The 26072-nt window shown below is 60.1% G+C and carries 12 protein-coding genes and 2 pseudogenes; 9 read left to right on the forward strand and 5 right to left on the reverse strand.

Going from position 1 to position 26072, the window contains the following annotated elements; genetic code table 11:
* The first annotated feature begins 3 nt into the window (after positions 1-3).
* On the forward strand, positions 4-330 hold the full coding sequence (gene yciH, locus J0X03_RS10675; RefSeq protein ID WP_046687152.1) for a stress response translation initiation inhibitor YciH: 327 nt from the start codon (positions 4-6) through the stop codon (positions 328-330).
* A 188-nt stretch (positions 331-518) separates the two neighbouring features.
* On the opposite strand, the gene osmB is transcribed toward yciH, so the two are convergent.
* From osmB to J0X03_RS10695, 4 genes are all read right to left on the reverse strand, one after another.
* Positions 519-737 (reverse strand): osmotically-inducible lipoprotein OsmB, encoded by a 219-nt coding sequence (gene osmB, locus J0X03_RS10680; RefSeq protein ID WP_004930634.1) that lies wholly within the window; start codon positions 735-737, stop codon positions 519-521.
* Positions 738-995: 258 nt separating this feature from the next.
* A complete protein-coding gene (locus J0X03_RS10685) occupies positions 996-1742 on the reverse strand; it encodes a DeoR/GlpR family DNA-binding transcription regulator (protein WP_004930631.1) in 747 nt (248 codons plus the stop codon).
* A 50-nt stretch (positions 1743-1792) separates the two neighbouring features.
* Positions 1793-4225: a formate C-acetyltransferase/glycerol dehydratase family glycyl radical enzyme gene (locus J0X03_RS10690; protein ID WP_142075631.1), complete on the reverse strand. Its 2433-nt coding sequence runs from the start codon at positions 4223-4225 to the stop codon at positions 1793-1795.
* A gap of 4 nt (positions 4226-4229) precedes the next feature.
* Positions 4230-5129, reverse strand: a complete 900-nt coding sequence (locus tag J0X03_RS10695; RefSeq protein WP_069100722.1) for a glycyl-radical enzyme activating protein — start codon at positions 5127-5129, stop codon at positions 4230-4232.
* Positions 5130-5278: 149 nt separating this feature from the next.
* Here J0X03_RS10695 and fsa point away from each other — a divergent pair, with 149 nt between their 5' ends.
* From fsa to J0X03_RS10750, 7 genes and pseudogenes are all read left to right on the forward strand, one after another.
* Positions 5279-5944 carry a fructose-6-phosphate aldolase gene (gene fsa / locus J0X03_RS10700; RefSeq protein ID WP_046687149.1) on the forward strand — a complete coding sequence of 222 codons (666 nt, stop codon included), beginning with the start codon at positions 5279-5281 and terminating at the stop codon, positions 5942-5944.
* 374 nt (positions 5945-6318) lie between these two features.
* Positions 6319-7923 carry a ShlB/FhaC/HecB family hemolysin secretion/activation protein gene (locus tag J0X03_RS10705; protein ID WP_230358696.1) on the forward strand — a complete coding sequence of 535 codons (1605 nt, stop codon included), beginning with the start codon at positions 6319-6321 and terminating at the stop codon, positions 7921-7923.
* Between the two features lie 68 nt (positions 7924-7991).
* Positions 7992-18611 (forward strand): hemagglutinin repeat-containing protein, encoded by a 10620-nt coding sequence (locus J0X03_RS24195; protein ID WP_236668188.1) that lies wholly within the window; start codon positions 7992-7994, stop codon positions 18609-18611.
* Positions 18598-18900, forward strand: coding sequence for a hypothetical protein (locus J0X03_RS10735; protein WP_033640149.1), 303 nt, complete (start codon positions 18598-18600; stop codon positions 18898-18900). The genes J0X03_RS24195 and J0X03_RS10735 overlap by 14 nt, the downstream gene beginning before the upstream one ends.
* Before the next feature lie 50 nt (positions 18901-18950).
* Positions 18951-20452: pseudogene (locus tag J0X03_RS10740) on the forward strand (VENN motif pre-toxin domain-containing protein); the annotation flags it as partial.
* A 5-nt stretch (positions 20453-20457) separates the two neighbouring features.
* Positions 20458-20838 (forward strand): CDI toxin immunity protein, encoded by a 381-nt coding sequence (locus J0X03_RS10745; protein WP_072055799.1) that lies wholly within the window; start codon positions 20458-20460, stop codon positions 20836-20838.
* Between the two features lie 1118 nt (positions 20839-21956).
* Positions 21957-22370, forward strand: a pseudogene (locus tag J0X03_RS10750) (hypothetical protein); the annotation flags it as partial.
* A gap of 84 nt (positions 22371-22454) precedes the next feature.
* On the opposite strand, the gene J0X03_RS10755 reads toward J0X03_RS10750, so the two are convergent.
* On the reverse strand, positions 22455-24521 hold the full coding sequence (locus J0X03_RS10755) for a carbon starvation CstA family protein (RefSeq protein ID WP_160204337.1): 2067 nt from the start codon (positions 24519-24521) through the stop codon (positions 22455-22457).
* A gap of 384 nt (positions 24522-24905) precedes the next feature.
* Here J0X03_RS10755 and J0X03_RS10760 point away from each other — a divergent pair, with 384 nt between their 5' ends.
* Positions 24906-26069, forward strand: a complete 1164-nt coding sequence (locus J0X03_RS10760; RefSeq protein ID WP_033643248.1) for a M20 aminoacylase family protein — start codon at positions 24906-24908, stop codon at positions 26067-26069.
* The last annotated feature ends 3 nt before the right edge of the window (positions 26070-26072 follow it).

The following is a 26072-nucleotide window of genomic DNA, read 5'->3' on the forward strand; positions in this document are numbered from 1 at the left end:
ATGATGAATGACGATAACAGCCGTCTGGTGTATTCCACGGACACCGGTCGCATCAAGCAGGAAGAGGTTAAACCGCAACGCGCCAAAGGCGATGGCTTCGTGCGCATCCAGCGCCAGAGCAGCGGCCGCAAGGGGAAGGGCGTGTGCCTGATTACCGGCGTCGATCTGGATGATGCCGCGCTCGACAAACTGGCGGCCGAACTGAAAAAGAAATGCGGCTGCGGCGGCTCGGTGAAAGAGGGAGTCATCGAGATCCAGGGCGATAAACGCGATCTGCTCAAAGAGCTGCTGGAAGCCAAAGGCATGAAGGTCAAACTGGCGGGCGGTTGAGGCGAATCGCCATGCCGCAGTGCAATGCTGCGGCATGGCTAGAGGTTGTTGCTGCCGGGGGTTAACCCGTTAACGGCGAAAGAACCATAGACTTAAAGTAAAACAGACCTGAAATCATCGTTATTGGTTAATACGTCAAAGCGCCGAGGCGCTTTTGCCCGCCTGTCGGCGGAGGAGCATCGGGCAGGTTATTTGCCAACCTGATGACCGATGATGCCGCCCACCGCAGCCCCACCCAGCGTGCCCAAAGCGCTGCCGTTGGTCAGCACTGCACCGCCGACTGCACCGGCGCCGGCGCCGATAGCGGTGTTGCGATCGCGTTTGGACATGTTGGAACAGGCGCTCAGTGAAAACGCCAGAGTCAGAGCCAGAGCGGCGGTGGCGAAACGTTTATTGATAATCATCATAATGACTTCTCCTTAGCATTGGCTATATGGAAGTGCCCTATAAGTATAGGCGTTAACCATAAATCAGGCCTGCTGTTGATTCCCATACGGTATCGATATAAAAAATGGCATTTTTTGTTAACGGCCGAATAATTAGCGGGTTACGGCCCAAAAGTTACCGAAGCTGAGTATAGGTTTCTCGGGAAGGATAAACAGGTAAATAGTCTTAAAATCCCGCTGCGCAAGGGAAACGGCGGGCTGCGTGGCCCGCGCGGCGCGTTATTCGTTGACCAGCTCCACCTGTACGCCCTGACGTTTCAGCTGATGCTGATACTCCAGCGCCAAACGTGAATCGGTGATCACCCGGCTGATTTGCCCCGGCTGCGCCAGCGGGTTAGGCTGGATCTGGCCGAATTTGCTGGAATCCGTCAGCACGATATTCTCCACGCCCTTGGCCAGCACCGCGCTGACCACATCGGCGCGCATCATGTCGCGGCCGGTAAAGCCGGTTTCGGCCTGAAAGCCGTCAATGCCGATAAACGCTTTGTTGAAATGCACCTGCTGAATGCACAGCCGTGTGAGCGGGCCGACCACGGTCTCGCTTTTCTTCTGGTACATGCCGCCCAACACAATCACGTCGCAGTCGGTTTCTTTGAGCAGGTTGGCGATGTAGTGGCTGACGGTGATCAGCGTAATGCGCTTGCGTTCGGCGATGTAGCGCGCCAGCAGGGCATTGGCGCTGCCGCTCTCGATAAAAATCGTCTCGCCGTCGTTGACCTGCGCGGCGGCGTACTGCGCCAATCGTTGCTTAAGGGTGAAATTGGACATCATGCGGGCGTCGACGTCGTCGCTTTCCAACGCCACGGCGGAGCCGTGCACCCGCTTCAGATAACTGCGTTTTTCCAGCAGGTTGAGATCCTGCCGGATGGTGACTTCCGAGACGCCCGAAGCGCGCGCTAGCTCATTGACGCTGATCCGGCGGCGATCGTTAACCAACTGCAATATGGTCTGTTGTCGTAAATTCATATCGGCCTGATGATGCGGCCGCCAAGGCGCGGCCGCTAAGAGTCAAAGGTTTAAAGAGTATGTTCTGTGCGCGCAATAATATCATCCTGCGCCTCAGGGGATAATGCGGTAAAGAAGGCGGAATAGCCAGCTACGCGAACCACTAAATCACGATATTGGTCAGGGTGTTGCTTCGCCGCCAGCAGCGTTTCGCGCGACACGATGTTGTACTGCACATGCCAGCCGCGATAGCTCTCGAAGAAGGTGCGCAACATCAGCATCAGCTTCTCCCGATCGCGCGGGTTGTCCAGCGTCGCCGGGTTCAGCTTTTGGTTGAGCAGCACGCCGCCGAGGATCGCCTCGGTCGGCAACTTGGCGAGCGAATTAAACACCGCCGTCGGCCCCAGGTGGTCGGTGCCGGACGCCGGGCTGGCGCCTTCCGCCAGCGGCGCGTGCGCCTTGCGGCCATCCGGCGTGGCCAGGGTGGCAGCGCCGAAGGGCACGTTGGCCGAAATCGACGAGGTGCCGGCGTAATAGCCGCCGCCGATCGGCCCACGGCCGAAGCGGGTGTTGCGATACTGCTTCAGTTCTTCGATGTAGGTTTGGTAGGCGCGCACCAGCAGCCGATCGACCTCGTCCACATCGTTGCCGTATTTGGGCGCAGCGTTAAGCAGCCGCTGACGCAGCTGCTCGCCATCCAGCCCGGCGAAGTCTTCGGCCAGCGCCGTCGCCAACTGCTGCTGGCCGATCGCCCCTTGGTCGAACACCAGTTTGCGCACCGCCGCGAGGCTGTTGCCCAGGTTGGCGATGCCGACCTGCAGACCGGAAACCCAATCGTATTTGGCGCCGCCTTGCTTGATGCTTTTGCCGCGTTCAATGCAGTCATCCACCAGCGCGGAGCAGAGGATATCGTGAGCGTTCTCCTCCAGCACGCTGTCCACCACGCATTCGATCTCAATTGACTTGCGCGTGTAGTAGCGGATTTGCCGATCCCAGGCGGTTAAGACCTGCTCGAAATCGGCGAAGTTTCCTTTGGACAGCGCCTGTTCCTGCGGCAGGAAAATCTGCCCGGACGTGGCGTCGCGGCCTTGTTCCAGCGCCGCCAGCAGCACGCGGGCGAAGTTGATGAAGCTCATGCCGGTGCAGCGATAGCCCCATTTGCCGCCGACGGCGGTCTCGATACAGCCGATGGCGGCGTAGTCGTAAGCGTCCTGCGGTTCGACCCCCAGCTTGATGAACTCGGGAATGACGATTTCGTCGTTATTGAATGCCGGCATGCCGAAACCGCAGCGGATCACCTGTACGCAGGCGTCGAGGAAATCGGCGCTCATCCCGGCGTGGTAACGCACGCTGAGGTTGGGCTGGGTGGAGCGCAGGCGGCCGCAGGATTCGAGAATGGCGTAGGACAGCGGATTGACCGCGTCGCACGGCCGGCCATCGACCAGTTTTTGGCCGCCGATGGTGACGTTCTGGTACAGCGGGCTGCCGGCGGAGGCCTTGGAGTGCGAGCCGGAGCGGATCTTGTTGACCTCCAGCAGCTTCAGCCAGCAGCTGTGCAGCAGCTCGATGGCGTTTTCCCGCGTCAGGTTTTGCTCCAGCTCCACGTCGCGCCGATACCAGGGATAGAGATACTGATCGAGGCGGCCAAAGGAAACCGAATGGCCGTTGGATTCGATCTGCAACGTCAGCTGGATGAAATAGCACAGCTGCAGCGCCTGCCAGAAGGTTTGCGGTGGGCGATGGGCGATCCGGTCGCAGTTGTCCGCGAGGGTCAGCAGCTCGGCGCGCCGCCAGTCGCGGGCTTCGTTTTGCGCCATGTCGCGCGCCAGGCGGGCGAAGCGCAGGATGTGTTCGCTCAGCGCCGTCAGCACAATATCGATAGCGTTGAGAAACTGCGCCTTGTGCAGATCTTCCCACTCGGTCAGACGCAGGCGGCTGCGGCGCGCGTTCACCTTTTCACGCAGGCCATCGAGGCCTAACTCCAGCAGCAGCGGGAAGTTGACCGCCAGATGGGCGTCGCCGGAGGTCATATTGCCCTCGGCCTTGATGATGCCGGTGGCCAGCAACGCCTTTTGTTCGTCGGTGAACATGCCGTAGCAGCGATCCTGCACCGTTTGGCCGCGCCACCAGGGGCACAGACGATGCAAAATTGCCTTGTTCTCGTCGCTGACCGAAAAACCGGCACCCGGCCGGTCGGCCAACTGGTCTATTTCGTTTTCTATCCAGCCGACGGTGTATTCGGGGAAGATCGGCGCGGCGCGCAGCTCGCTGGCCTGGTTGCCGACGATCAGCTCGTCGTTGGCGATCCAGATGCTGCGTTTCGCCAGATGGTTGGCCAACGCCAGGGCGCGGCGCACCGGCAGCGGCTTGTCCTGATGCTGCTGATAGGCCTCAGTATAGTGCTGCGCGCGTTCGGTGCACACCGGCGGTTTGACGATGTGAATCAGCGCATTCTTATGCGCCTGGATACGGGCGCTCAGGGTAGTCAAATCCAACGTGGTCATGGTGTTATCCTCGCAAAATGGCGGTCAGGCCCTTGGCGCCCGCATACTCTTCGGCGAAGGCCAGCAGGTCGGGTGCGTCCAGTGGCGTGCGGGCGGCACGGTAGGGTTCGCCGAGCAGGTGGTACTTGTTGATGCCGAGCGTGTGGTACGGCAGAAAGTGGATCTCCGACACGCCGATCTCGTCGGCGGCGAAGTCGACGATGGCACGGACAGAGCGGCGATCTGCGTTGAAATCGGGGATCAGCGGCACGCGTACGGTCATTTGCGCGCCGTGCGCCGCCAGCCGACGAAAATTGCTCATCACCCGGCGGGCGGAACCGCCGGTCCAGGCTCTGAAGCGCGCTTCGTCGGTGTGTTTGAGATCGGCCAGCAGCAGATCCAGCCACGGCAGCGAAGGGGCGATATAACGCCATGGGACGTGCAGGCAGGATTCGACGGCGGTGTGGATGCCGGCCTCGCGGCCGCGCCGCAGCAGGTCCGCCGCGATGTCCGGCTGCATAAAGGGTTCGCCGCCGGACAGCGTTAAACCGCCGCCGCTGCGCAGGTAGAAAGGCTTATCCCGCATCACCTCGGCCATGATATCGTCGGGGTTGATCGGGCTGCCGCACAGGCTGAGTGCGCCGGTCGGGCAGGCGGCGGCCAGGGCGGCATAATCGTCTGCGCTAATCAGCTCGCGTTGCAGCGTCAGCGGCCCGTCGGTGCGTTGCAGCCCTTGCGGACAACGCTCGGCGCACAGCGTGCAGCCGCTCAGGCACAGACGTTCGTCAAACAGCAGGTCTGCGTGGCGCGAGCGGCTTTCCGGGTTCTGACACCACCGGCAGCTCAGCGGGCAGCCTTTTAAAAAGACCACGCTGCGGATGCCCGGGCCGTCATGGGTCGAGTAGCGCTGCACATTGAAGATCATGAGTCACCCGTTTGGCGTTGCTGTATCTTTCGCCATTAAAGATGTTTCGAATGAAAGTTGAATTGATTTTGATCAAAAGTTAGCGCGGTTTTTGCCCTATGATGATCAGAGTTTGAATCCGCCTACAGAACATGACACAGGAGTCCGTGATGGAGCTTTATCTCGATACCGCCGATGTGACCGCGGTAAAACGCCTGGCGCGCATTCTGCCGCTGCACGGCGTCACCACCAACCCGAGCATCTTGGCGAAGGAAGGCAAGCCGATCTGGGAAGTGCTGCCCGCGCTGCGCGACGCTCTCGGCGGCACCGGCAAGCTGTTTGCACAGGTGATGGCGACCGATGCGGAACGTATGGTGGCGGAGGCGGCGCTGCTCAGCCAGCGGGTACCGGGGCTGGTGGTGAAAATCCCGGCGACCGCCGAAGGGCTGGCGGCGATCAAGAAGCTTAAAACGATGTCCATTCCGACGTTGGGCACCGCGGTGTACGGCGCTGCACAGGGGCTGTTGGCGGCCTTGGCCGGGGCGGAATATGTGGCGCCTTACGTCAACCGGGTGGACGCGCAGGGCGGCGACGGCATCGAAATGGTGCACGAGCTGCAGCAGCTGTTGAGCCTGCATGCGCCGTCGGCGCAGGTGCTGGCCGCCAGTTTCAAAACGCCGCGCCAGGCGCTGGAGTGCCTGTTGGCGGGCTGCCAGGCCATCACGCTGCCGGTGGACGTCGCGGAGCAGTTCCTGAATGCGCCGGCAGTGCAGGCCGCAGTCGAGAAATTCGAACAGGATTGGCAAGGGGCGTTCGGCAGCAATTTGTTGAGCTGATAACGGCCTGATGTGTTAATTTTCTTCCCGATCGACAATTAATTTTAAAGGATGACGCATCATGGCGTCATCCTTCCGCAGTTTCGCCATTCTTCTCATGCCGCCGTCTCCCTTATGGTTTTGTGAACCGCAGTGCCATAAAGCTGTTGATTTTTCTCCCTCGAAGCTCATAATTCGCCCAAGAGTAAGTTTATTTACATTAATTTACTTAACTTATGATTTTGGTTAGATAAATAACTATAAGTAACAGTGAGGAGCCAAGGATGCGCTCAGATAATGCTCGTGCTTTACTCTATTCTATCCGCTGTGGGCTGTCGGGATTATTGATAGGCGTTGTACCCCTGTTTTCCGCTTCGGCGGCTACCAGCGATGGTATGGCGTCCATTGATGCCCGCGAACAGCAGCGCCAGCAGGAGCGCGAGCGTGCCCTGCAACAGCAAAATGCCCCGCAGGCCGATGCGCGCCTTTCCCGTCCCGACGTTGTGCTGCCCAATTACCCAATCGATGAACGCCCTTGTTTCATCATCAACCGGCTAGCGTTGGACGGGGAGTCTGCCGATCGCTTTCAGTGGGCGTTGGGCGCAGCAGCAGATGCCGAAGGCCGCTGTTTGGGCGGCCAGGGCATTGCGCTTGCCATCAGCAAGGTGCAAAACGTCATACTGGCGAAAGGCTATGTCACTACACGCGTAATGGCGCAGGAGCAGGACCTGACTACAGGCGTGTTGACGCTGACGTTGCAACCGGGGCGCATCGGTGATATCCGTTTCGAGGAACCGGTCTCCTGGCGGGGACGGATATGGAACGCTATTCCGGCCTCACACGGTGATATCCTTAACTTGCGTGATATCGAACAGGGGCTGGAGAACTTTAGACGAGTGCCCAGCGCCAGTGCCGACATCAAAATCGTACCCGGTGCCCAAGAGGCCACCAGCGATCTGCAGGTCAACTGGCACGAGGGGCGGCCGGTGCGGCTCAGCCTGGGGCTGGACGACAGCGGCTCCAAAAGTACCGGGCGCTATCTCGGTTCGGCCACTCTGGCACTCGATGCGCCGTTTGCGCAAAATGACCTTTTCTACGCCAACATCGGCAAGGATGTGTTTCAGCACGGGCCGTTTGGCAACCGTTCACATACGCTGAATTACTTCTTCCCGGTGGGATATTGGGCCTTCTCGGCCAATTACAACGACTACACCTACCATCAGAACATCCCTAACGCCAACGAGGTGCTGCGCTATAGCGGCAAGAGCGACAACATTCAGTTGACCGTTTCCCGATTGCTGTACCGCGACCAGTCGCACAAGTTAACGCTTAACCTGCGCGGCTACCGCAAACATTCCACTAACGCCGTGGACGACGTTGATATTGCGTCGCAAAAACGCCGGACCGCCGGCTGGGAGCTGGGGCTTAACCAGCGCAGTTACCTCGGTACCACCACGTTGGATGCGAATATCAGCTGGCGCCGCGGTACCGGGGCGTTCAATGCCTTGCCTGCGCCGGAAGAATCGCGTCACGAAGGCAGTGCGCGTACAGGCATTTTGCTCGGCGACCTGGGTATCAACCGGCCTTTCTTCTGGGGTGAGCAGCCCTGGCGGGTTTATACCAGTGTGCGGGGCCAGTGGAGCCAGAATGCGTTGACGCCGCAGGAGCGGATGGCCATTGGCGGGCGTTACACGGTGCGCGGCTTTGACGGCGAGCAGATGCTGTCCGGCGAAAAAGGGCTGCTGTGGCGCAACGAAATCGCCTGGAATGCGTTTTCTCGCGGGCACGAACTGTATATGGCTGCCGACTACGGCCGGGTGGACGGCCCGGGCACCCGCTACCTGGTGGGGCATCAGTTGGCGGGCAGTGCGCTCGGTGTGCGCGGTGCGCTGTGGGGGCGATTCAGCTATGACCTGTTTGCCGGCGTGCCGCTCTACAAGCCCGCAGGGTTCCATACCTCCGGTGCGACCGCGGGTTTTAGCGTAAATCTGGAAATCTGAACATCGCGATACCGGCAACGTTGCTGATACTGACCTGATTGGACTGACTTTTCTCACGGATGTGACCCATGAACAAACATTGTTATCGCCTTATCTTCAGCCGCACTCACGGGGAACTGCGGGTGGTGTCCGAACTGGCTCGCAGCTGCAGCAGCGAACCGGGCCAGCGCATCGGCTCAGGGATAACGACTGGACGTCGTCTGTGGGTCATCTTGCGTCGGTCAGTGTGGCTGCTTGGGCTGCTCATGTTCGCCGGCCCCGTCATGGCAGACGGCATTGTCGCGGACGGCGGTGCCAATCCTTCCCAGCGGCCGGAGGTCATCAATACCCAGAGCGGCTTGCCGCAGGTCAACATCACAGCCCCCAACCAGGCTGGGGTCTCACATAACCAGTATCAGCAGTTCGATGTCGACGCCAAAGGCGCCATCCTCAATAACTCGGCGGTGATGACCTCGACCCAGATGGCCGGGATGATCCAGGGTAACCCTAACCTCAATCCCAATTCCGCGCCGGCGCGCGTCATCCTCAACGAAGTCAACAGCAACAATCCCAGCCAGTTGCGCGGTTTTATGGAAGTGGCCGGCGGCAAGGCGCAGGTGATTGTGGCCAACCCCGCCGGCATTGTCTGCAACGGCTGCGGCACCATCAATGCCGGGCGCATGACGCTGACCACAGGCCGTCCGCAACTGAACGCCGATGGCAGCTTGGCGGGTTACCTGGTTGAGCGCGGCGTGGTGCGCATCGAGGGTGGCGGACTTAACGGGGATACCCGTCATGATACCGAGTACGTCGATATTCTGGCGCGCGCGGTGGAGGTCAACGCCGGCGTCTGGGCTAAAGAAGGCATGTCGGTGGTGGCCGGTCGTAACCGCGTGAGTGCGGACGGTAAAACCGCGACACCGCTTTCAGACGACGGCAGTACCAGACCAGAGCTTGCCATCGACATGGGGCAGATGGGCGGCATGTACAGCGGCAGTATCCGCATGATTGGCACTGAGGCCGGCGTTGGCGTGCGCAACCAGAACGGGCAAGTTCAGGCAGGCAAAACGCTCACCGTCAGCAGCGAAGGCAAGCTCAGCTGGCGCTCTGATGCGCCGGATGCGGCCACGCAGGCCAACGGCGATATTCAGCTGGCGGCAAAAGGCGACATCGAGACGCACGGCAAAGTGTACAGCGGTAGCCAACTGGCCGCGCAGAGTCGCGAGGGAATGTTGACGCAGTCCGGTACGCTGGCGGCGGCCGGGGATGTGCACCTGAACGCCGCGCGTGGCATCCAGAGCAGCGGCCACCTGCTGGCGGGCAGCAATGCCGACAGCACGCTGGTCCAGGATGCCAATCTGCAGCTCGATAGCCAGGGCGATATCCGCGCCAGTGGCGGTCTGCTCAGTAAAAAGAGCGTCAACGTGTCCGGACGCCGGGTGGATATCAGCGGCGCACAGGTTGCGACTGGTCGTACCGCGCTGACGGCACGTGACGGCGGCGTTGCCTTGCGCCAGTCCACCGTTGACAGCGGTGAGCTGGCCGTGAGTACGACGGAAAATGTGGATGCACAGCAGGCCAAAGTCAAGGCTGGGCGCTGGACGGTAGATGCTGACAATCTGTTCAACCAACAGGCGACCTGGTCACAGACCGGTGATGGTGAGAGCCGTTTTACCCTAGCGGGCTCATTGGATAACAGTGACGGTGCCATCGAGGCGCAGAACCTCCGGCTTTCGGCCAGCCAGTTAGTCAATCAGCGAGGCCGCCTGGTGGCGCTGGGGAGCGCGGCGCAGCACTGGCAGGTCGGCGGCCTGCTCGACAATACCGGCGGGACGCTGGGCAGTAACGGCGACCTGCGTCTCGATGCCGGGCGCCTCGATAATCAGGGGGGCACGTTAAAAACCCAGTCGGGGCTCACGCTCCATGCTAATGGCGCGGTGAATAATGCCGGGGGCAACCTGCTGGCTGGGAACGGCCTGACGCTTGAGGCGGGCAGCGATCTGAATAACGCGTCCGGAACCCTGAGCGGTGATGACGTACGTCTGGTGGCGCAGCGGTTGGATAACACGCAGGGACAGGTCATCGGTCAGGGCAATCTCGATCTGACATCCAGCCGCCTGGATAATCAACGCGGCCTCATTGGTGCCGGCAAGGCGTTGGATATCCATACCGGCGACTGGGACAACCGCGGGGGTACGGCGCAAGGCGAAACGGCCGTCACGGCAACGGCAACGAACCTCAACAACGACGGCGGCAAGCTGCTGTCAGGCCAGGCATCAACCCTGACCACCTCGGGTAACACCAGCAACCGCGACGGCGAAATTAGCGCCGCGGTGCTGACGGTGAAGTCTGCTCGCCTCGACAACACGCAGGGCAAGGTGATTGGCCAAGCGCAGCTTGACCTGCATGCCCGCCAGGGGGTGGACAATACGCAGGGGGTGCTGGGCGCCGGGCAGACGTTGACCCTGCGCACCGACGGTAAGTTGAATAACCGCCGTGGCACGATATCGGGGAGCGGGCAAACCCACATAGCGGCAGGGAGCGTGCGCAACGAGGCCGGCAAACTGCTGGGCGGGCAACAACTGGTGTTGAACAGTGCGGCTGAGTTGGTGAACCGCGAGGGCGAAATCAGCGGCGAGTCACTCACACTGGCGGCGCAGCGCCTCGATAACGCTCAGGGCAAGGTAGTCGCCAGGCAGGATGCGGATCTGACGGCGAAGCAAGGGCTGAGCAACACCGCCGGCTGGCTTGAAGGCGGCAATAGACTCACCGTCAAGACCGATGGCGACTGGGACAATCAGGGCGGCACCGCACAAGGCGGCCGGCAGGTCACCGCCAGCGCGCAGTCGCTCGACAATACTGGCGGGCATCTGCAGTCCGGCGGTGACCTGACACTTGACGCCGCAGGCAATATCCTCAATCGCACCGGTATACTGACCGCGCAGCAGGCCCTTGCTGTTAACGGCGGTGCGACCAGCCTGTTCGATAATGATGGCGGCTCGTTGCAGAGCGGCGGCGATCTGTCTCTGCTGGGAGGGCAGTTGACCAACCGCGCCGCCGGTGTGGTGCTCGGTGGGCAGGTGCTTTTCTTGAACCTGACCGGCGACTGGGACAATCGGGGCGGCACGTTTACCGGCAATGGGCGCACCGAGGTGCGCGCCGCCAGTCTGCGCAATGCCCTGGGTGCAATCAACGCGCTGGGCAGCCTGGACATGCAGTTCACCGGCAAGCTGGATAACGGCCAGGGGCGGATTTTTAGTCAGTCGTCTCAAATGCTGCAGGCGCAGGACATTTTCAACGCCCGGGGCTGGATGGGCAGTCAGGGCGGCTGGCAGGCGAACAGCGGCGGTTTTGACAATACGGAAGGTAGCGTACAGAGCCTGCAGGCCGCACAGCTTGCGGCTGACTGGCTGGGTAACGCTAAAGGTGTACTACAGTCGGCACACGACCTGGCGCTGCGCATCAAGCAGGATATCGATAATCGCAACGGCAAGGTTTTGGCGCAGGGGCAGCTTGCTGTTACGGGTGCCAAAGACGGCGAACACGCCGGCGCCGTCAATAACGCTGGCGGTCAGTGGCTGGCCGGCGAGGGGCTGAGTATCGCCGCCCGTTCGCTCGACAATACGCAGGGCGGGCTGCTCTACAGCCAGAAACAACAACGCCTTATGCTGAGCGATGCGCTGAACAACCGCGATGGGAAAATGCAGAGTGGTGAGGCGCTTCAACTTGACGCACAAGCGCTGAATAACGCCGGCGGGACGATAGACGGCCAGCAACAGGTGACACTGCGCATTTTTGGCTTGCTGGAAAATACCGGCGGTGCAGTGCGCAGCAATGGTGGTCAAGAGGTGTCGGCCGCCGGTATCAATAATACGCGCGGCGTATTCAGCAGCCGTGGCGGCATCACGGTGACATCAAAGCAGCTGAACAACGACGGCGGCACGCTCATCAGTCAGGGCACGGGCATCTACCGACTCGACCGGCTTAACAATCAACAAGGCAAGTTACACAGCGGCGACGCGCTCACCCTTGAGGGGGCACAGGTCAACAACCAGGGTGGACAACTGGTGTCGACCCAGGGCCTGACGCTCAAGGCCGAAGCACTCGATAACAGCGGTCAGGGCACGCTCAGCAGCCAGGGGGCAATCAAACTGCTGACCGATCGCCTGAACAACCGAGACGGCGGGCTGATACTGGGTACCACGCGTACCGACATCACCGCCCGTGACATTGACAATACCGCAGGCCGCCTGCAGAGCAGCGGGCAGATGACCCTCTCGGGTGTCACGCAGTTGGACAACCGTCAGGGACGCATCCTGGCCGACGGCAATCTCGATATCAACGCTGCCCTCTCCCGTACCGACTCGCCGCTGGCGCTGCTTAACCAGGGCGGCCGCGTGGAGAGCTCAGGGCAACTTACCTTGCATGCGCGTGCCCTGAATAATCAGAACGGTACCCTGCTGGGGCTGCAGGCGTTGACGCTGTCCGCACAGCAGGACTACACCCATCAGACCGGCGAAACGATCAGTAGTAACGGCACGGTGACGTTCTCCCTGAGCGGCGCCTTTACCAACCTGGCGGACTGGTTGCTGCCGGGCAATCTGGTGCTCAATGCGGCCAGTATCACTAATCCGGCGTCTCTGGTAGGCAAAACGCTGCAGCTGACGACCGGGGCGTTGCAAAACACCGGGCGTATTGAAGCGGACAGCATGACGCTGAACGTCGATACCCTGGACAACACGGCGGCGCTGATGGGGGACGCTATCACCGTGCGCGGGCGCGTCATCGACAACCATGGTCAGCCTGCGGTGATGGCGGCGACCCAAAGCCTGACGGTGCAGGCCGGTGAGCGACTGACCAACCGGGATGGCGCCCTGATTTACAGCGCCGACCGCCTGCACCTGCACAGCGACGACCTGATAGATAACCGGGCGAGCTTTATCGAAGCGGACGGGGACGCCACCATTGAGGCCCGTCGCTTGAACAACCTGCGTGAAGGGCTCGTGATTGAGCGAGAGGCGGAAAAAAGTGACTACAAATGGCACCGCTACAACTATTACTGGCGCTCCTACGGCTCAAAGGTCAACCCCGACAAAAGTACCCTGGCGCCGACCACCCAGCAGTTGACCTTCCAGGATGACGCGGCGGCGCAAACCAACCGCTACGGCACCCTGCTGGCCATTGATGCGCCGGGCAAGCGCGCGCAGGTGCGGGTCAAGGACAACAAAGGCACACTTACCGACCTGTGGGTCAACTACCTGGCGCTCAAGCCGAATGCCGACGGCAGCTATGCGATGACGTTCTACGAGACGCGGGGGGGAAACCAACTGGCGACTATCCCGACGCCTTATCAAAACGGCTTCCATTGGGAACACGACTGGACGCAGGTGATGACCTGGGATCCCGAAAAGCATGTCGACATCGACAGCGCGCCATTCATCACCGATTACAACAACTTCCGCGAGCGAACCGAAAGCGGCACGCTGACGCGCGACAGGCTGGTCTCTGAAGGTATCGGCGCGCGTATTCTGGCGGGCGGCAACATGGTGCTGCGCATCACGGGAGCATTGCTCAATGACGCCAGCGTCATTACCGCCAACGGCAACCTGACGCAGGACGGCGGCGGCAGCGTAGACAACCGAGGTTACTCGGTTAACGAACGGCGCCAGGCGGTGATCGTTGACCACTATGACAAGGACACGCATCACTGGTACCCGACGTTCAATCGAGACGAGACCACGGCGCTGGCGACCGTTGATGGGATTATCTCCGGCAACGGCACGGTCACCATTAACGGGGCCCGTATCACCAATACCACGGTCAATCAGGCACAAATCAGCCAGCTTCAGGCGGCATTAAACGCCGTGGATGCCGAACGCGCCGAACTGGAGCACAATCCGCTGGCCTTCACGGTAGAGGGTGCTGCCCGATCTGACGGCGATACGACGCTGGCACCGGGCGAACAGATGACGCAACCCGGCGCCACACCGTCTTCGCCGCTGGGGCGCCCGCTGCTGCCGTCTGAGCTGGCGCTGACGCAGTTACAGCATCTGGGCAATGTGGCCACCGCCATCCCCAATAACGGCTTGTTTAGTCAACCTACGGCGACCGGCAGCCCGTTCCTGGTGGTGACCGATGAACGCTTTACCCGCCGCGACAACTTTATCAGCAGCGACTACATGCTCGAACGCGTAGGGTATGACCCCGCGCAGGCCCATAAGCGCCTGGGGGACGGCTTTTACGAGCAGCGTCTGGTGCGCGAGCAGGTGCTGGCGCTGACCGGCAAACCGTCCGTCAAGGGCTGGGATGCGATGGAACAGTATCAGCAGTTGATGAACAACGGCAGTAAAGTCGCCCAGGACTTCCATCTGGTGCCGGGCGTGGCCCTGACGCCGGAGCAGATTGCGGCGCTGCAGCAGGATATTGTCTGGCTGGTGAGCGAGACGGTGCAAACGGAAGGCGGCCCGCAAACGGTATGGGTGCCGAAGGTGTACCTGGCACAGACCACGCTGCGCCTGACCGGCGATGGCGCGGTGATTGGTGGTGGCGATCTGCAACTCTCGGCCAACAGCATCACCAATGCCGGCAACCTGTTTGCCGACAAAGCCCTGACGGTCGACGCCGGGCAGTTCCTGCATCAGGGCGGTGACATCAAGGCCGGCAGCATTGACGTGCAGGCCGACAGTCTGACCCTGAGCACCAATCTGCAGGATGCGTTGCGTCAGGCAACCCTAAGCGCCGGCGACATTCGCCTGCGCGGCACCGATATCACGCTCACGGGGGCAAAGCTCGATGCGACCGATACGCTCAACCTGAGCGCGCGCAACAACCTGACCATCACCGCCGCCAAAAGCAACCATACCGCCGACCTTGAGGTTATCTCGGGCTCTATGGGCAACCGTACCCGCGGCGGCACGGAAGCGGCAGGCTCCCGGATGGCGCACGTCAGCGGCGAATGGCAACAGGCTCAGGGGAGTGAGCTTAACGCCGGCGGCAACCTCACGCTCAATGCTGGGCGAGACGTCACGTTCATGGGCAGCCAGGCCAAGGCCGGCGGCAGCACCCGCGTGCAGGCCGGCGGCGATATCAACATCAAGGCCGAAAGCACCACCAATACCACACACCTGGATGCCAACAGCCGGACTTCCTCGGTAAGCAACGACCGCCAGGAAGAGAGCCTGACATTAAGCGCACTCGGCGGTGATCAGGGCGTCACTCTGGTGGCGGGTAACCAACTGCTGGCGGAAGGCGCGCAGATTGAGAGCAAAGAGGGGCGTATTGGCGCCAGCGCGCAAGACGTGACCATTAAAGACGCGCGCAGCCGCACGCAAGATCTGGACAGCGAAAACAAACGCGAGGGCAAAACCAAAAGCCATCGCATCGAACAAACCGAGCGCGAAATCAGCACCGGCAGCACCTTCAGCGGTCAGCAGGGCGTCACGGTTATCGGGCGTGAGGGCGATGTCACGGTCACCGGCAGCACCCTGCACAGTGACCAGGGTGCCATCGCCCTGCAGGCAAAAAAGGATGTCACCCTCAATACGGCCACCGAGCGCGAGTCGCGCTACAGCGAGGAACGTTCCGAGAAAAAAGGCTTCCTGAACAAGAGCAGCAGCCACACTGTGACCGACGACCGAACCACGCGCGAGAACGGTACACTGCTGAGTGGTAACAGCGTCAGTGTCAGCGCAGGCAACGATCTGACGGTCACCGGCTCGGCCATTGCCGCTGATCGGGACGTGAACCTGCAGGCCGGCCGTAATATCGATATCGGTGCGGCCACCGAGACCGACACGCATTACCTGCTGGAAGAGAAGAAAAAGAGCGGCCTGCTGGGAAGCGGCGGCATCGGTTTCACGATTGGCAAACAGTCGAGCAAACACGAAGTCGACGAGAAAGCCACGACCCAGAGCCAAAGCGTCAGCACCGTCGGCAGCAGCCAGGGCAGCGTCAACATCACGGCGGGCAACCAACTGCACATTGGCGGCGCCGACCTGGTGGCGGGCAAGGACCTGGCGTTAACCGGCGACAGCGTGACTATCGACCCCGGCTACGATCGGCGCACGCGCAAAGAAACCTTCGAGCAAAAGCAGAGCGGCCTGAGCGTGGCGTTGTCGGGCACCGCGGGCGGCGCGCTCAACACCGCCGTCAGCTCGGCGCAACAGGCAAGAAAAGAAGGCGACGGGCGCCTGACCGCGCTGCAAAACACCAAGGCGGCGCTTTCCGGCGTGCAGGCGGCGCAAGCCGTTGAACTCGACAAGCTCAACACAGAGGCGGGGAAAGGCGCCACCAATACGGTGGGCATCAGCGCCTCCTACGGCAGTCAGTCGTCGAAAAGCGAAACCCGCACCGACAGCCGACAGTCGCAGGGTAGCACGCTTACCGCCGGGCAAAACCTGTCGATAACGGCGACCGGCAAGAACCACAATGCGCAAAGCGGCGATATCACCATCACCGGCAGCCAGTTGAAGGCGGGCAAAGACCTGTCACTGGATGCGGCGCGGGACATTACCCTGCAGTCGGCGCAGAACAGCGAAAGCACCGTCGGCAAGAACAGCAGCAAAGGCGGCAACGTCGGCGTCGGTATCGGCGCCGGCTCGGGCGGCTATGGCATCAGCGTCTCGGCCGGCGTCAATGCCGGCAAGGGACATGAGAACGGCAACGGCCTGACCCATACCGAAACCACCCTGGATGCGGGCAGTAATCTCAGCCTGACCAGCGGCCGAGACACCACGCTTACCGGCGCGCAGGCCAGCGGCGAAAAGGTTACCGTCGACGTGGGCCGTGACCTGACGCTGCAGAGCGAACAGGACAGCGACCGCTATGACGCCAAACAGCAAAATGTCAGCGCGGGCGGCAGTTTCACCTTAGGCTCGATGACCGGTTCGGGCTACATCAGCGCGAACCAGGACAAGCTCAAAAGTAATTTTGACAGCGTCAAGGAGCAGACCGGGCTGTTTGCGGGCAAAGGCGGGTATGACGTCAAGGTCAAAGAACATACCCAGCTCGACGGCGCCGTCATCGCCAGCACGGCAGACAAAGAGAACAACCGCCTCGATACCGGCACGCTGGGCTGGAAGGACATTCACAACCAGGCGGACTACAGCGCGACGCACAGCGGCGGTTCATTCAGCACCGGCGGGCCGGTGGGCAAAGACCTGCTGACCAATATGGCCGGCGGCATGCTGTCGGGCGCCAACAACAGCGGGCACGCCGAGGGCACGACGAAGGCCGGCGTCAGTGAGGGGACGCTGATAGTTCGCGACAAAGACAAACAGCAGCAGGATGTGGTGCAGCTAAACCGGGATACCGAACATGCCAACGATGGCAGCATCAGCCCGATATTCAACAAGGAGAAGGAACAGAACCGGCTGAAGCAGGCGCAGTTGATTGGGGAGATTGGCGGCCAGGCAATGGACGTCATCCGCACGCAGGGTGAGATTGCCGGGCTGAAGGCGCAGAAAGACCCGGCGGCGCTGGCGCAGGCCAGGGAGCAGCTTGAGAAGAGCGGGAAACCGACGAACGATGCGGCGGTGATGAAGCAGGCGTACGACAACGCGATGCGGCAATACGGCACCGGCAGCGACCTGCAGAAGGCGGCGCAGGCGGTGACGGGCGCGTTGACGGCGCTGGCGGGCAATAACCTGGCGGGCGCGCTGGCGAGTGGTGCCTCGCCGTACCTGGCGACGGAAATCAAGAAACTGACCACCAATCCGCGGACAGGTGAAGTCGACGTTGCGGCCAATGCGATGGCGCATGCAGTGCTGGGCGCAGTGACGGCGCAGCTGAACAACCAGTCAGCTGCGGCAGGCGGGTTGGGCGCGGGCGGCGGTGAACTGGCGGCGCGCTACATTGCCGGGCAGCTGTTCCCGGGCAAAACGGCGCAGCAGCTGAGCGAAAGCGAGAAGCAGCAGGTGAGCACGCTGAGCCAGCTGGCCGCAGGGCTTGCAGGCGGCCTGGCGACGGGGGATACTGCGGGAGCGGTGACCGGCGGGCAGGCTGGGAAGAATGCGGTTGAGAATAACGCGCTGAGTGATGTTGTTGACGCTGTATCTCAGGGTAAGACACCTCAGCAGGTAGCCGAAGAGCGTGTCGACGCTGAAAATGAGCGCTATAAGCAGCAAAACTGTGCCGGAATGAGCGCGGAAGCGTGCTCGGTGAAGATGTATACTGAGCGCCGGGAAGAGCTGAAAGATATCCTGTCGACAGGTGCCGATTTTGTACCGGTGGTTGGAGATATCAAGAGCTTTGCGGAAGCGCAGAGTGCGCTGGATTATCTGGTAGCGGCGATAGGGATTATCCCAGGTGCTGGTGATGCGGCCGGTAAGGCGATCAAGGCGGCAGAGGCGGCGCTGAAGAAGGGGGATGTCGCTGAAGCGTCCAGGTTGATTAATAAGGCCAGTGATGAGGTATCGGCAACGATCCCTATGGGAAGCAAGCGTAATCCGATGAATCAACCAAGTAATCCATCTTATCAACCCGTCAGGAATCAACCAAGTACAATCGGAAACCGAGAGTATTCAGGTCATGCCTTAGATAGGATGCAGGATCGAGGAATAACTCCTTCTGTTGTTGAGAATACAATTAAAAATGGAAAGTCGACTCCTAGCCGCGGCGGAACAACAGTCCATTTTGATCCTGAAAGCAAAGTGTCAGTGGTAACGAACGAATCAGGAAGGGTGGTAACGGTTAAATATGGCGACAAATAAGAAGGATGCTATTCGTGAGTGTGCGTTTAGTTCTCTAAATAACGTTGTTAGCTTTGCTAAGTTCGTAAGCTATGCAGAGGATTTGGCTCAATTAAATGAGTTATTTGAGGATGAAAAAAGCAGAGATAATTACCTGAGAATCTGGTTTGAACTGGAAATCATCAATGCACTTGCTCTATCAGAATGGGAGGATGAAGGACGCCCAGTAGATTGGAAAACTCAGTGGGAATCAAGCTATAAAGAAGATGCTTCCGAACTAATGAATGAGCTAATGAAGATGCTGAAGTAAATATCAACAGCCTCTGCTAGGGCACTGATGCCGCTCAGCTGTTTCCGGGCAATACCGGGAAACAGCAGCAGGATGTGGCGCAGCTAAACCGGGATACCGAGCATGCCAACGACGGCAGCATCAGCCCGATATTCAACAAGGAGAAGGAGCAGAACCGGCTGAAGCAGGCGCAGTTGATTGGGGAGATTGGCGGCCAGGCAATGGACGTCATCCGCACGCAGGGTGAGATTGCCGGGCTGAAGGCGCAGAAAGACCCGGCGGCGCTGGCGCAGGCCAGGGAGCAGCTTGAGAAGAGCGGGAAACCGACGAACGATGCGGCGGTGATGAAGCAGGCGTACGACAACGCGATGCGGCAATACGGTACCGGCAGCGACCTGCAGAAGGCGGCGCAGGCGGTAACGGGGGCGCTGACGGCGCTGGCGGGCAATAATCTGGCGGGCGCGCTGGCGAGTGGTGCCTCGCCGTACCTGGCGACGGAAATCAAGAAACGGGTCGGTGAGGATAACATCGCCGCCAATGCGATGGCGCACGCGGTGCTGGGCGCGGTGACGGCGCAGCTGAACAACCAGTCAGCTGCGGCAGGCGGGTTGGCGCGGGCGGCGGTGAACTGGCGGCGCGCTACATTGCCGGGCAGCTGTTCCCGGGCAAAACGGCGCAGCAGCTGAGCGAAAGCGAGAAGCAGCAGGTGAGCACGCTGAGCCAGCTGGCCGCAGGGCTTGCAGGCGGCCTGGCGACGGGGGATACTGCGGGAGCGGTGACCGGCGGTCAGGCTGGGAAGAATGCGGTTGAGAATAACTATCTGAGCAGCAAACAGATAGATAACTGGCCTGCTGAAATGAAGTCCTGCCAGGCCAGCGGCGGTGACTGCAGCGGCGTTATCAAGAAGTATGAGGAGCTGAGTACCGCCCAGCAGAAGCAGCTCATCAGCGACTGCGCCAGCAATCCGGAAAGCTGTCAGCAGAAATACGGTGACGTGCTGACCGACAGTCTGGCAGTGAAGCAGGCAATAGATCGTGCCCTGGGTGAAGATATCCCGATCAAGATGGTTTACGATCTGACGGCGACGTTTGCGCAGCAGATGCAGGCTGAAGGTGTTGTTGCCACTCAGAAAGTATCGGAAGCACTCCAGAAAGAGTACGGTCTGGATGAGGTTCAGGCGGGTATTGTAGCGAGCGCTGCTGCATCAGCGTTTGGGGGAATTAGTAAGGCTAAGGGAAGCACTCAGCCTAAAATCGAACAAATTCTTAAACCAGAGAAAAACTGGGAAAATGCTCGAAACAAGGCACTGGATCTTGTAGGTAATTTAGGTGCAAATTCTAAACCAGTTATTGGGCGTTTAGAAGTAAGTGCCGGGAACGGAAAGGTTATTGGACGACAATCTAGTGATGGCAAAGTGGGTTGGCGTGTTGATTATGATCCTGAAAAAGGTACGCATATCAATATATGGGATTACTCTCAGGGTAAAGGGCCAGGAAAAGCAGTGAAACAAGTCATACCTTTTGAAGGTAATGAGAAATCTTTTGAAACTATATTGAAGCAGCTAAACAGGTAGGGTAAATGACTTTGTTTGATGAGTGTCGAGAAGCACTAAGTGCTGATTTTAATATAATTGAGGGTAAGGCTCAGCAGGAAGTTATTGATATTTTAAATAAATATCCTTTTGCAAAAGGAAGTGTCACATGGTCAGAAATAAAATATTCAGATTATGAAAGTATTGACGCTCTATTGAGGTCCCATCACATAGAAAATGATGATGTGTTCGTTTTTGCTGATGATGCGAACATTCCTATTTTTAGAACAAGGTTAAGCTTGATTGCTGAAAATATTTACGACGTCATAGCCTTATCACCAAAGTTATTTATTTTTAATAACGAACTGATAATACAACCTTTATTCCCCACTGAAATGTTTCGCTTAGGAATAAAACCAGTAACCTGAAGCGCAAAATCCCGGCCATTGAGCCTAAGGCTGGCTAGTTAGCGTTTTTATGCAGGCGTTCGTGACATTTTCGGTCGATAAAAGTGAGATGCCCCATGTGGCGCATCTCGACCGAGCCAGGGGCCGAAGGCGCGGCCCCTGGCAACCCGCGCCTTTGCCCTATCAGACGGTTGGCTTTGCCAACGTTACTCAGCCCATCCCTGGGCCTCGCCCCTTCGGGGCCGCTGCAAGCAGCGTTCAAATCTGCTCCAGGCAGATTTGTCCTCTCTCCGCCATAGCGCATTGAGGCCGGTTGCGACAGGCGTCCCTGCCTGTCTCACCTGAAACCGCCGTCCATGGCGGTTTCTCCTAATGCGCTATGCCTGCGTTCGGCGTCTTCAAGGGCGTCCAATACCGTGCTCATCTCCGATTTCTCTTCTCTGTCATAACCTCATAAGGGACAGGTTGCCCGATAGCTGCCAGCTCGGGTGTTGACCTTAGGCGCGCATCACCGGCTGCCGAGCAAGACGGCATTGTCAGGGGCAACCGGCCAGGGAAGGCCGGTTGAGGCGAGACTAACAGGGACGTTTGTCGCAGCCGACCCGCCCGACAATGCAGACGCGGCGAGGGCATCCGCACAGCGGACAGACGGTGTTAAGCAAGGGCGCGGGTGGAGGGGCCGCGCCATCGGCCCCTCCAATTGCCGTTCATATTGGCCACAGAGAAATGCGGGACATTTACGGCAATTCCCCTGCACAGAACGCCCAGAGGCTGGATAAAAAAATGCCACTCAGGCTTAACTGATCGGCATTAGGCCATTGAGCCGGGATTTTTACGTCAAGGGTCAGTTCCTGCCGCGCTTCAGGCAGTCATAGCGGGGTGGGGTCAGTCCAGTCTGTTAAACCCGTGGCGATTCATCAGTTGTAACGGGGACAAGGGTAAACCTGACGTGTACTGACCGCCTCGGTGGAGGCGAAAAACGCCGCCGCCGGTTTGTCCCCAGCTCACAACGGTGCAGCGCAGGGTGCCACCAACACGATGGGCATCAGCGCCTCCTACGGCAGTCAGTCGCCGAAGAACGAAACCCGCACCGCCAGCCGCCAGTCGCAAGGCAGCACGCTCACCGCCGGACAAAACCTGTCGATAACGCCAACGATGGCAGCATCAGCCCGATATTCAACAAGGAGAAGGAACAGAACCGGCTGAAGCAGGCGCAGTTGATTGGGGAGATTGGCGGCCAGGCAATGGACGTCATCCGCACGCAGGGTGAGATTGCCGGGCTGAAGGCGCAGAAAGACCCGGCGGCGCTGGCGCAGGCCAGGGAGCAGCTTGAGAAGAGCGGGAAACCGACGAACGATGCGGCGGTGATGAAGCAGGCGTACGACAACGCGATGCGGCAATACGGCACCGGCAGCGACCTGCAGAAGGCGGCGCAGGCGGTAACGGGGGCGCTGACGGCGCTGGCGGGCAATAATCTGGCGGGCGCGCTGGCGAGCGGTGCATCGCCGTACCTGGCGACGGAAATTAAAAAGCGGGTCGGTGAAGACAATATTCTCGGGGGCGACATCTTCAAACAAATAACGGCTGGCCTCTGAACAGTACGCTGAGAGGCCGGCCGTTTCTCCTAACGGCGAGACTCAGCTGCGGCCGGCCTCTTCCCTCAGCGCGGCGCCGACCTCGTGCGCCGTAGGCTGTTCGGTGCGCAGCGCCCGGCGGATCGCGAAGAAGGCGGCGATCAGCATGGTCACCGCCACCAGCATAAAGAACCCGCACAGCGCGGCGTTGATCTGGTTGCTGAACACGATGGTTTCCATGTCTTTCAACGATTTGGCCGGCGCAATGATCGTGCCTTGCTCGATGCCGGTGGAGAACTTCTTCGCCTGCGCCAGGAAGCCGATGCTCGGTTTTTCGTGGAAGATCTTCTGCCAGCCGGCGGTCATGGAGGTCACGAACAGCCAGGCGGTCGGCAGAATAGTCACCCAGGCGTAGCGCTGCTTTTTCATCTTGAACAGCACCACGGTGCCGAGGATCAGCGCCATCGACGCCAGCATCTGGTTGCCGATACCGAACAGCGGCCACAGGGTATTGATGCCGCCGAGCGGATCGACCACGCCCTGATACACGAAGAAACCCCAACCGGCCACCGCCACAGTGGTGCCCGCCAGGTTGCCGAACCAGGAGCGGTTATTGGCCAGCTGCGGCACCGCCACGCCCACCAGATCCTGCACCATAAAGCGGCAGGCGCGGGTGCCGGCGTCGACGGCGGTCAGGATGAACAGCGCTTCGAATAGAATGGCGAAGTGGTACCAGAAGGCCATCATCGCCCGGCTGTTGAACACCTCACTGATGATGTGCGCCATGCCCACGGCGAAGGTCGGGGCGCCGCCGGCGCGCGACAGGATGGCGTTCTCGCCCACCTCTTTGGCGATCAGCGCCAGCGTTTCCGGCGTGACGATAAAGCCCCAGCTGTTAATGACCTGCGAAGCATTTTCCACCGTGGTGCCGATCAGCGCCGCCGGCGAGTTCATGGCGAAGTAAACGCCCGGATCCAGCACCGAGGCGCAGATAAGCGCCATGATGGCGACGAAAGATTCCATCAGCATGGCGCCGTAACCGATAAAGCGGATGTGGCTTTCGCGCTCCACCAGCTTCGGCGTGGTGCCGCTGGAGACCAGCGCGTGGAAGCCGGAAATGGCGCCGCAGGCGATGGTGATGAACAGGAACGGGAACAGGGCGCCGGCGAATACCGGGCCGCTGCCGTCGATAAAGCGCGAGACCGCCGGCATTTTCATCTCCGGCATGGCGAAGACGATGCCGATGGCCAGGCCGATGATGACGCCGATTTTCATAAAGGTGGAAAGGTAATCGCGCGGCGCCAGCAGCAGCCACACCGGCAGCACCGAGGCGACGAAGCCGTAGAACACCAGCACCCAGGTCAGGGTGGTGCCGTGCAGCGTGAAGAACGGCCCCCAATAGGGATCTTGCGCCACGTTGCCGCCGTAAACGATCGCCAGCAGCATCAGCACGAAGCCAATCACCGAAATTTCAGCGATCTTGCCCGGCCGGATAAAGCGCATGTAGATGCCCATGAACAGGGCGATCGGGATGGTGGCGGCGATGGTGAACAGCCCCCACGGGCTGTCGGCCAACGCTTTCACTACCACCAACGCCAGCGCCGACAGGATGATGATCATCACCCCCAGCGCACCGAGCATGGTGATCACCCCGGCGAACGCCCCCAGCTCTTGCTTGGCCATTTCCCCCAGTGAACGCCCGTCGCGGCGCGTGGAGATGAACAGCACCAGAAAATCCTGCACCGCGCCGGCCAACATAACGCCGACCAGGATCCAGATGGTTCCCGGCAGGAAGCCCATCTGCGCGGCCAGGATCGGCCCCACCAGCGGCCCGGCGCCGGCGATGGCGGCGAAGTGGTGGCCGAACAGCACCCATTTGTTGGTGGGCACGTAGTCCAGGCCGTCGTTGTGGCGTTCGGCCGGGGTCAGACGGCGGTCATCCAGTTCAAAGACCTTGTCGGCGATGAACCGGCTGTAGAAGCGGTAGGCGATGCTGTAGCAGGCGACGGCGGCGACCACCAGCCAGACGGCGTTGACGTGCTCGCCGCGGCTGAGCGCCAGCATGGCGAAGGCGAAGGCGCCGACCAACGCCACCAGCAGCCAGATAAATCCGGACCTGATGTTTCTCATGAAATAACTCCTTGGCGTGCAGAGGTAAAATCGACGTTGTTATTAGGAATGACGTTTTAACAGTAGAAGTTTTGCCGCCGAACCGTGGCAGGTCGGATGAGAAATGTGAAGCAGGTGGGGTTTTAGTGTAAAAACAACGTGATGAAACACCGCTGGCGCAGGCTGCGGCCCATGCGCTTCCCGGCAGAAGTTCATTCTGCACTTTCACTTCGCATACAGCGAATCATCGCCGTTTTTTATCAGAGCACGGCGTCTGGCGGCCTATTATTTTATCTGGCGAGGCGCGCCGAAATAAAATTACTTATGCCGTGTTATACCTTTATTTCAATTCGCACTTTTATTCATTCATTAAATAAATAATAAAGCTATGAAAGGAATTTAATTATGATAAATAAAGTCATTGAAGGGTATTTACCGCAGCTTACGGCCATCCGGCATGATATTCACCAGCATCCCGAGTTGGGTTTTGAAGAATTTCGCACCAGCGATCTGGTGGCGGATTATCTAAGCTCGTGGGGCTATGAGGTACACCGCGGATTGGCGGGCACCGGCGTGGTGGGGACGCTGCGGGTGGGCGACGGCGTTAAACGCCTCGGACTGCGCGCCGATATGGACGCCTTGCCGATCGAGGAAAACAACGGCAAACCCTGGAGCAGCAGCGTGGCCAACCGCATGCACGCCTGCGGCCATGATGGCCATACCACCATGCTGCTCGGCGCCGCGCGTTACCTGGCGCAAACGCGCAACTTCAACGGCACGCTGCACCTGATTTTCCAACCGGCGGAAGAGATGCTGAACGGCGGCGCGCGCATGGTGGAACAGGGGCTGTTCGAACGCTTCCCCTGCGATGCCATCTTCGCCATGCACAACATGCCGGGGATGCCGCTCGGCGAGTTCTTCTTCCAGCACGGCCCGTTCATGGCCTCGATGGATCAGTTCAACGTGCGGGTGCAGGGGCGCGGCGGCCACGGCGCCATCCCGCAGCTGGCGGTCGATCCGGTGTTGGTGGCCTCGCATATCACCGTCGCGCTGCAGAGCATCGTCTCGCGCAATATCGATCCGCTGGAAGCAGCGGTGATCACCGTTGGCAGCATCAAGGCCGGCGAGGCGGCCAACGTGATCCCGGACAGCGCGGAGATGAAGCTCAGCGTACGCTCGCTGGATCGCCAGGCGCGCGCTACGCTGCTGGCGCGCATTCCGGCGCTGATCGAAGCGCAGGCGGCAAGCTTCGGTGCCCACGCGACGGTGGAGCACGTTAACGGCACGCCGGTGTTGGTCAACGACGAAGCGATGACCCGTTTCGCCCACCGCGTGGCGCAGCAGCAGTTCGGCGCCGCCCGCGCGCACTACGGCGCCAGGCCGCTGATGGGCAGCGAAGACTTCGCCTTTATGCTCGATGCGCATCCGCAAGGCTGCTACCTGATCATCGGTAACGGTGACGGCGAAGGAAGCTGCATGGTGCATAACCCGGGATATGACTTTAACGATGGGTGTCTGGCGGCCGGCAGCCAGTATTGGGGAGCGTTGGCGGAAGCGTATTTAAAATAAATT

Source organism: Serratia ureilytica (assembly GCF_017309605.1).
GTDB classification, from domain to species: domain Bacteria; phylum Pseudomonadota; class Gammaproteobacteria; order Enterobacterales; family Enterobacteriaceae; genus Serratia; species Serratia ureilytica.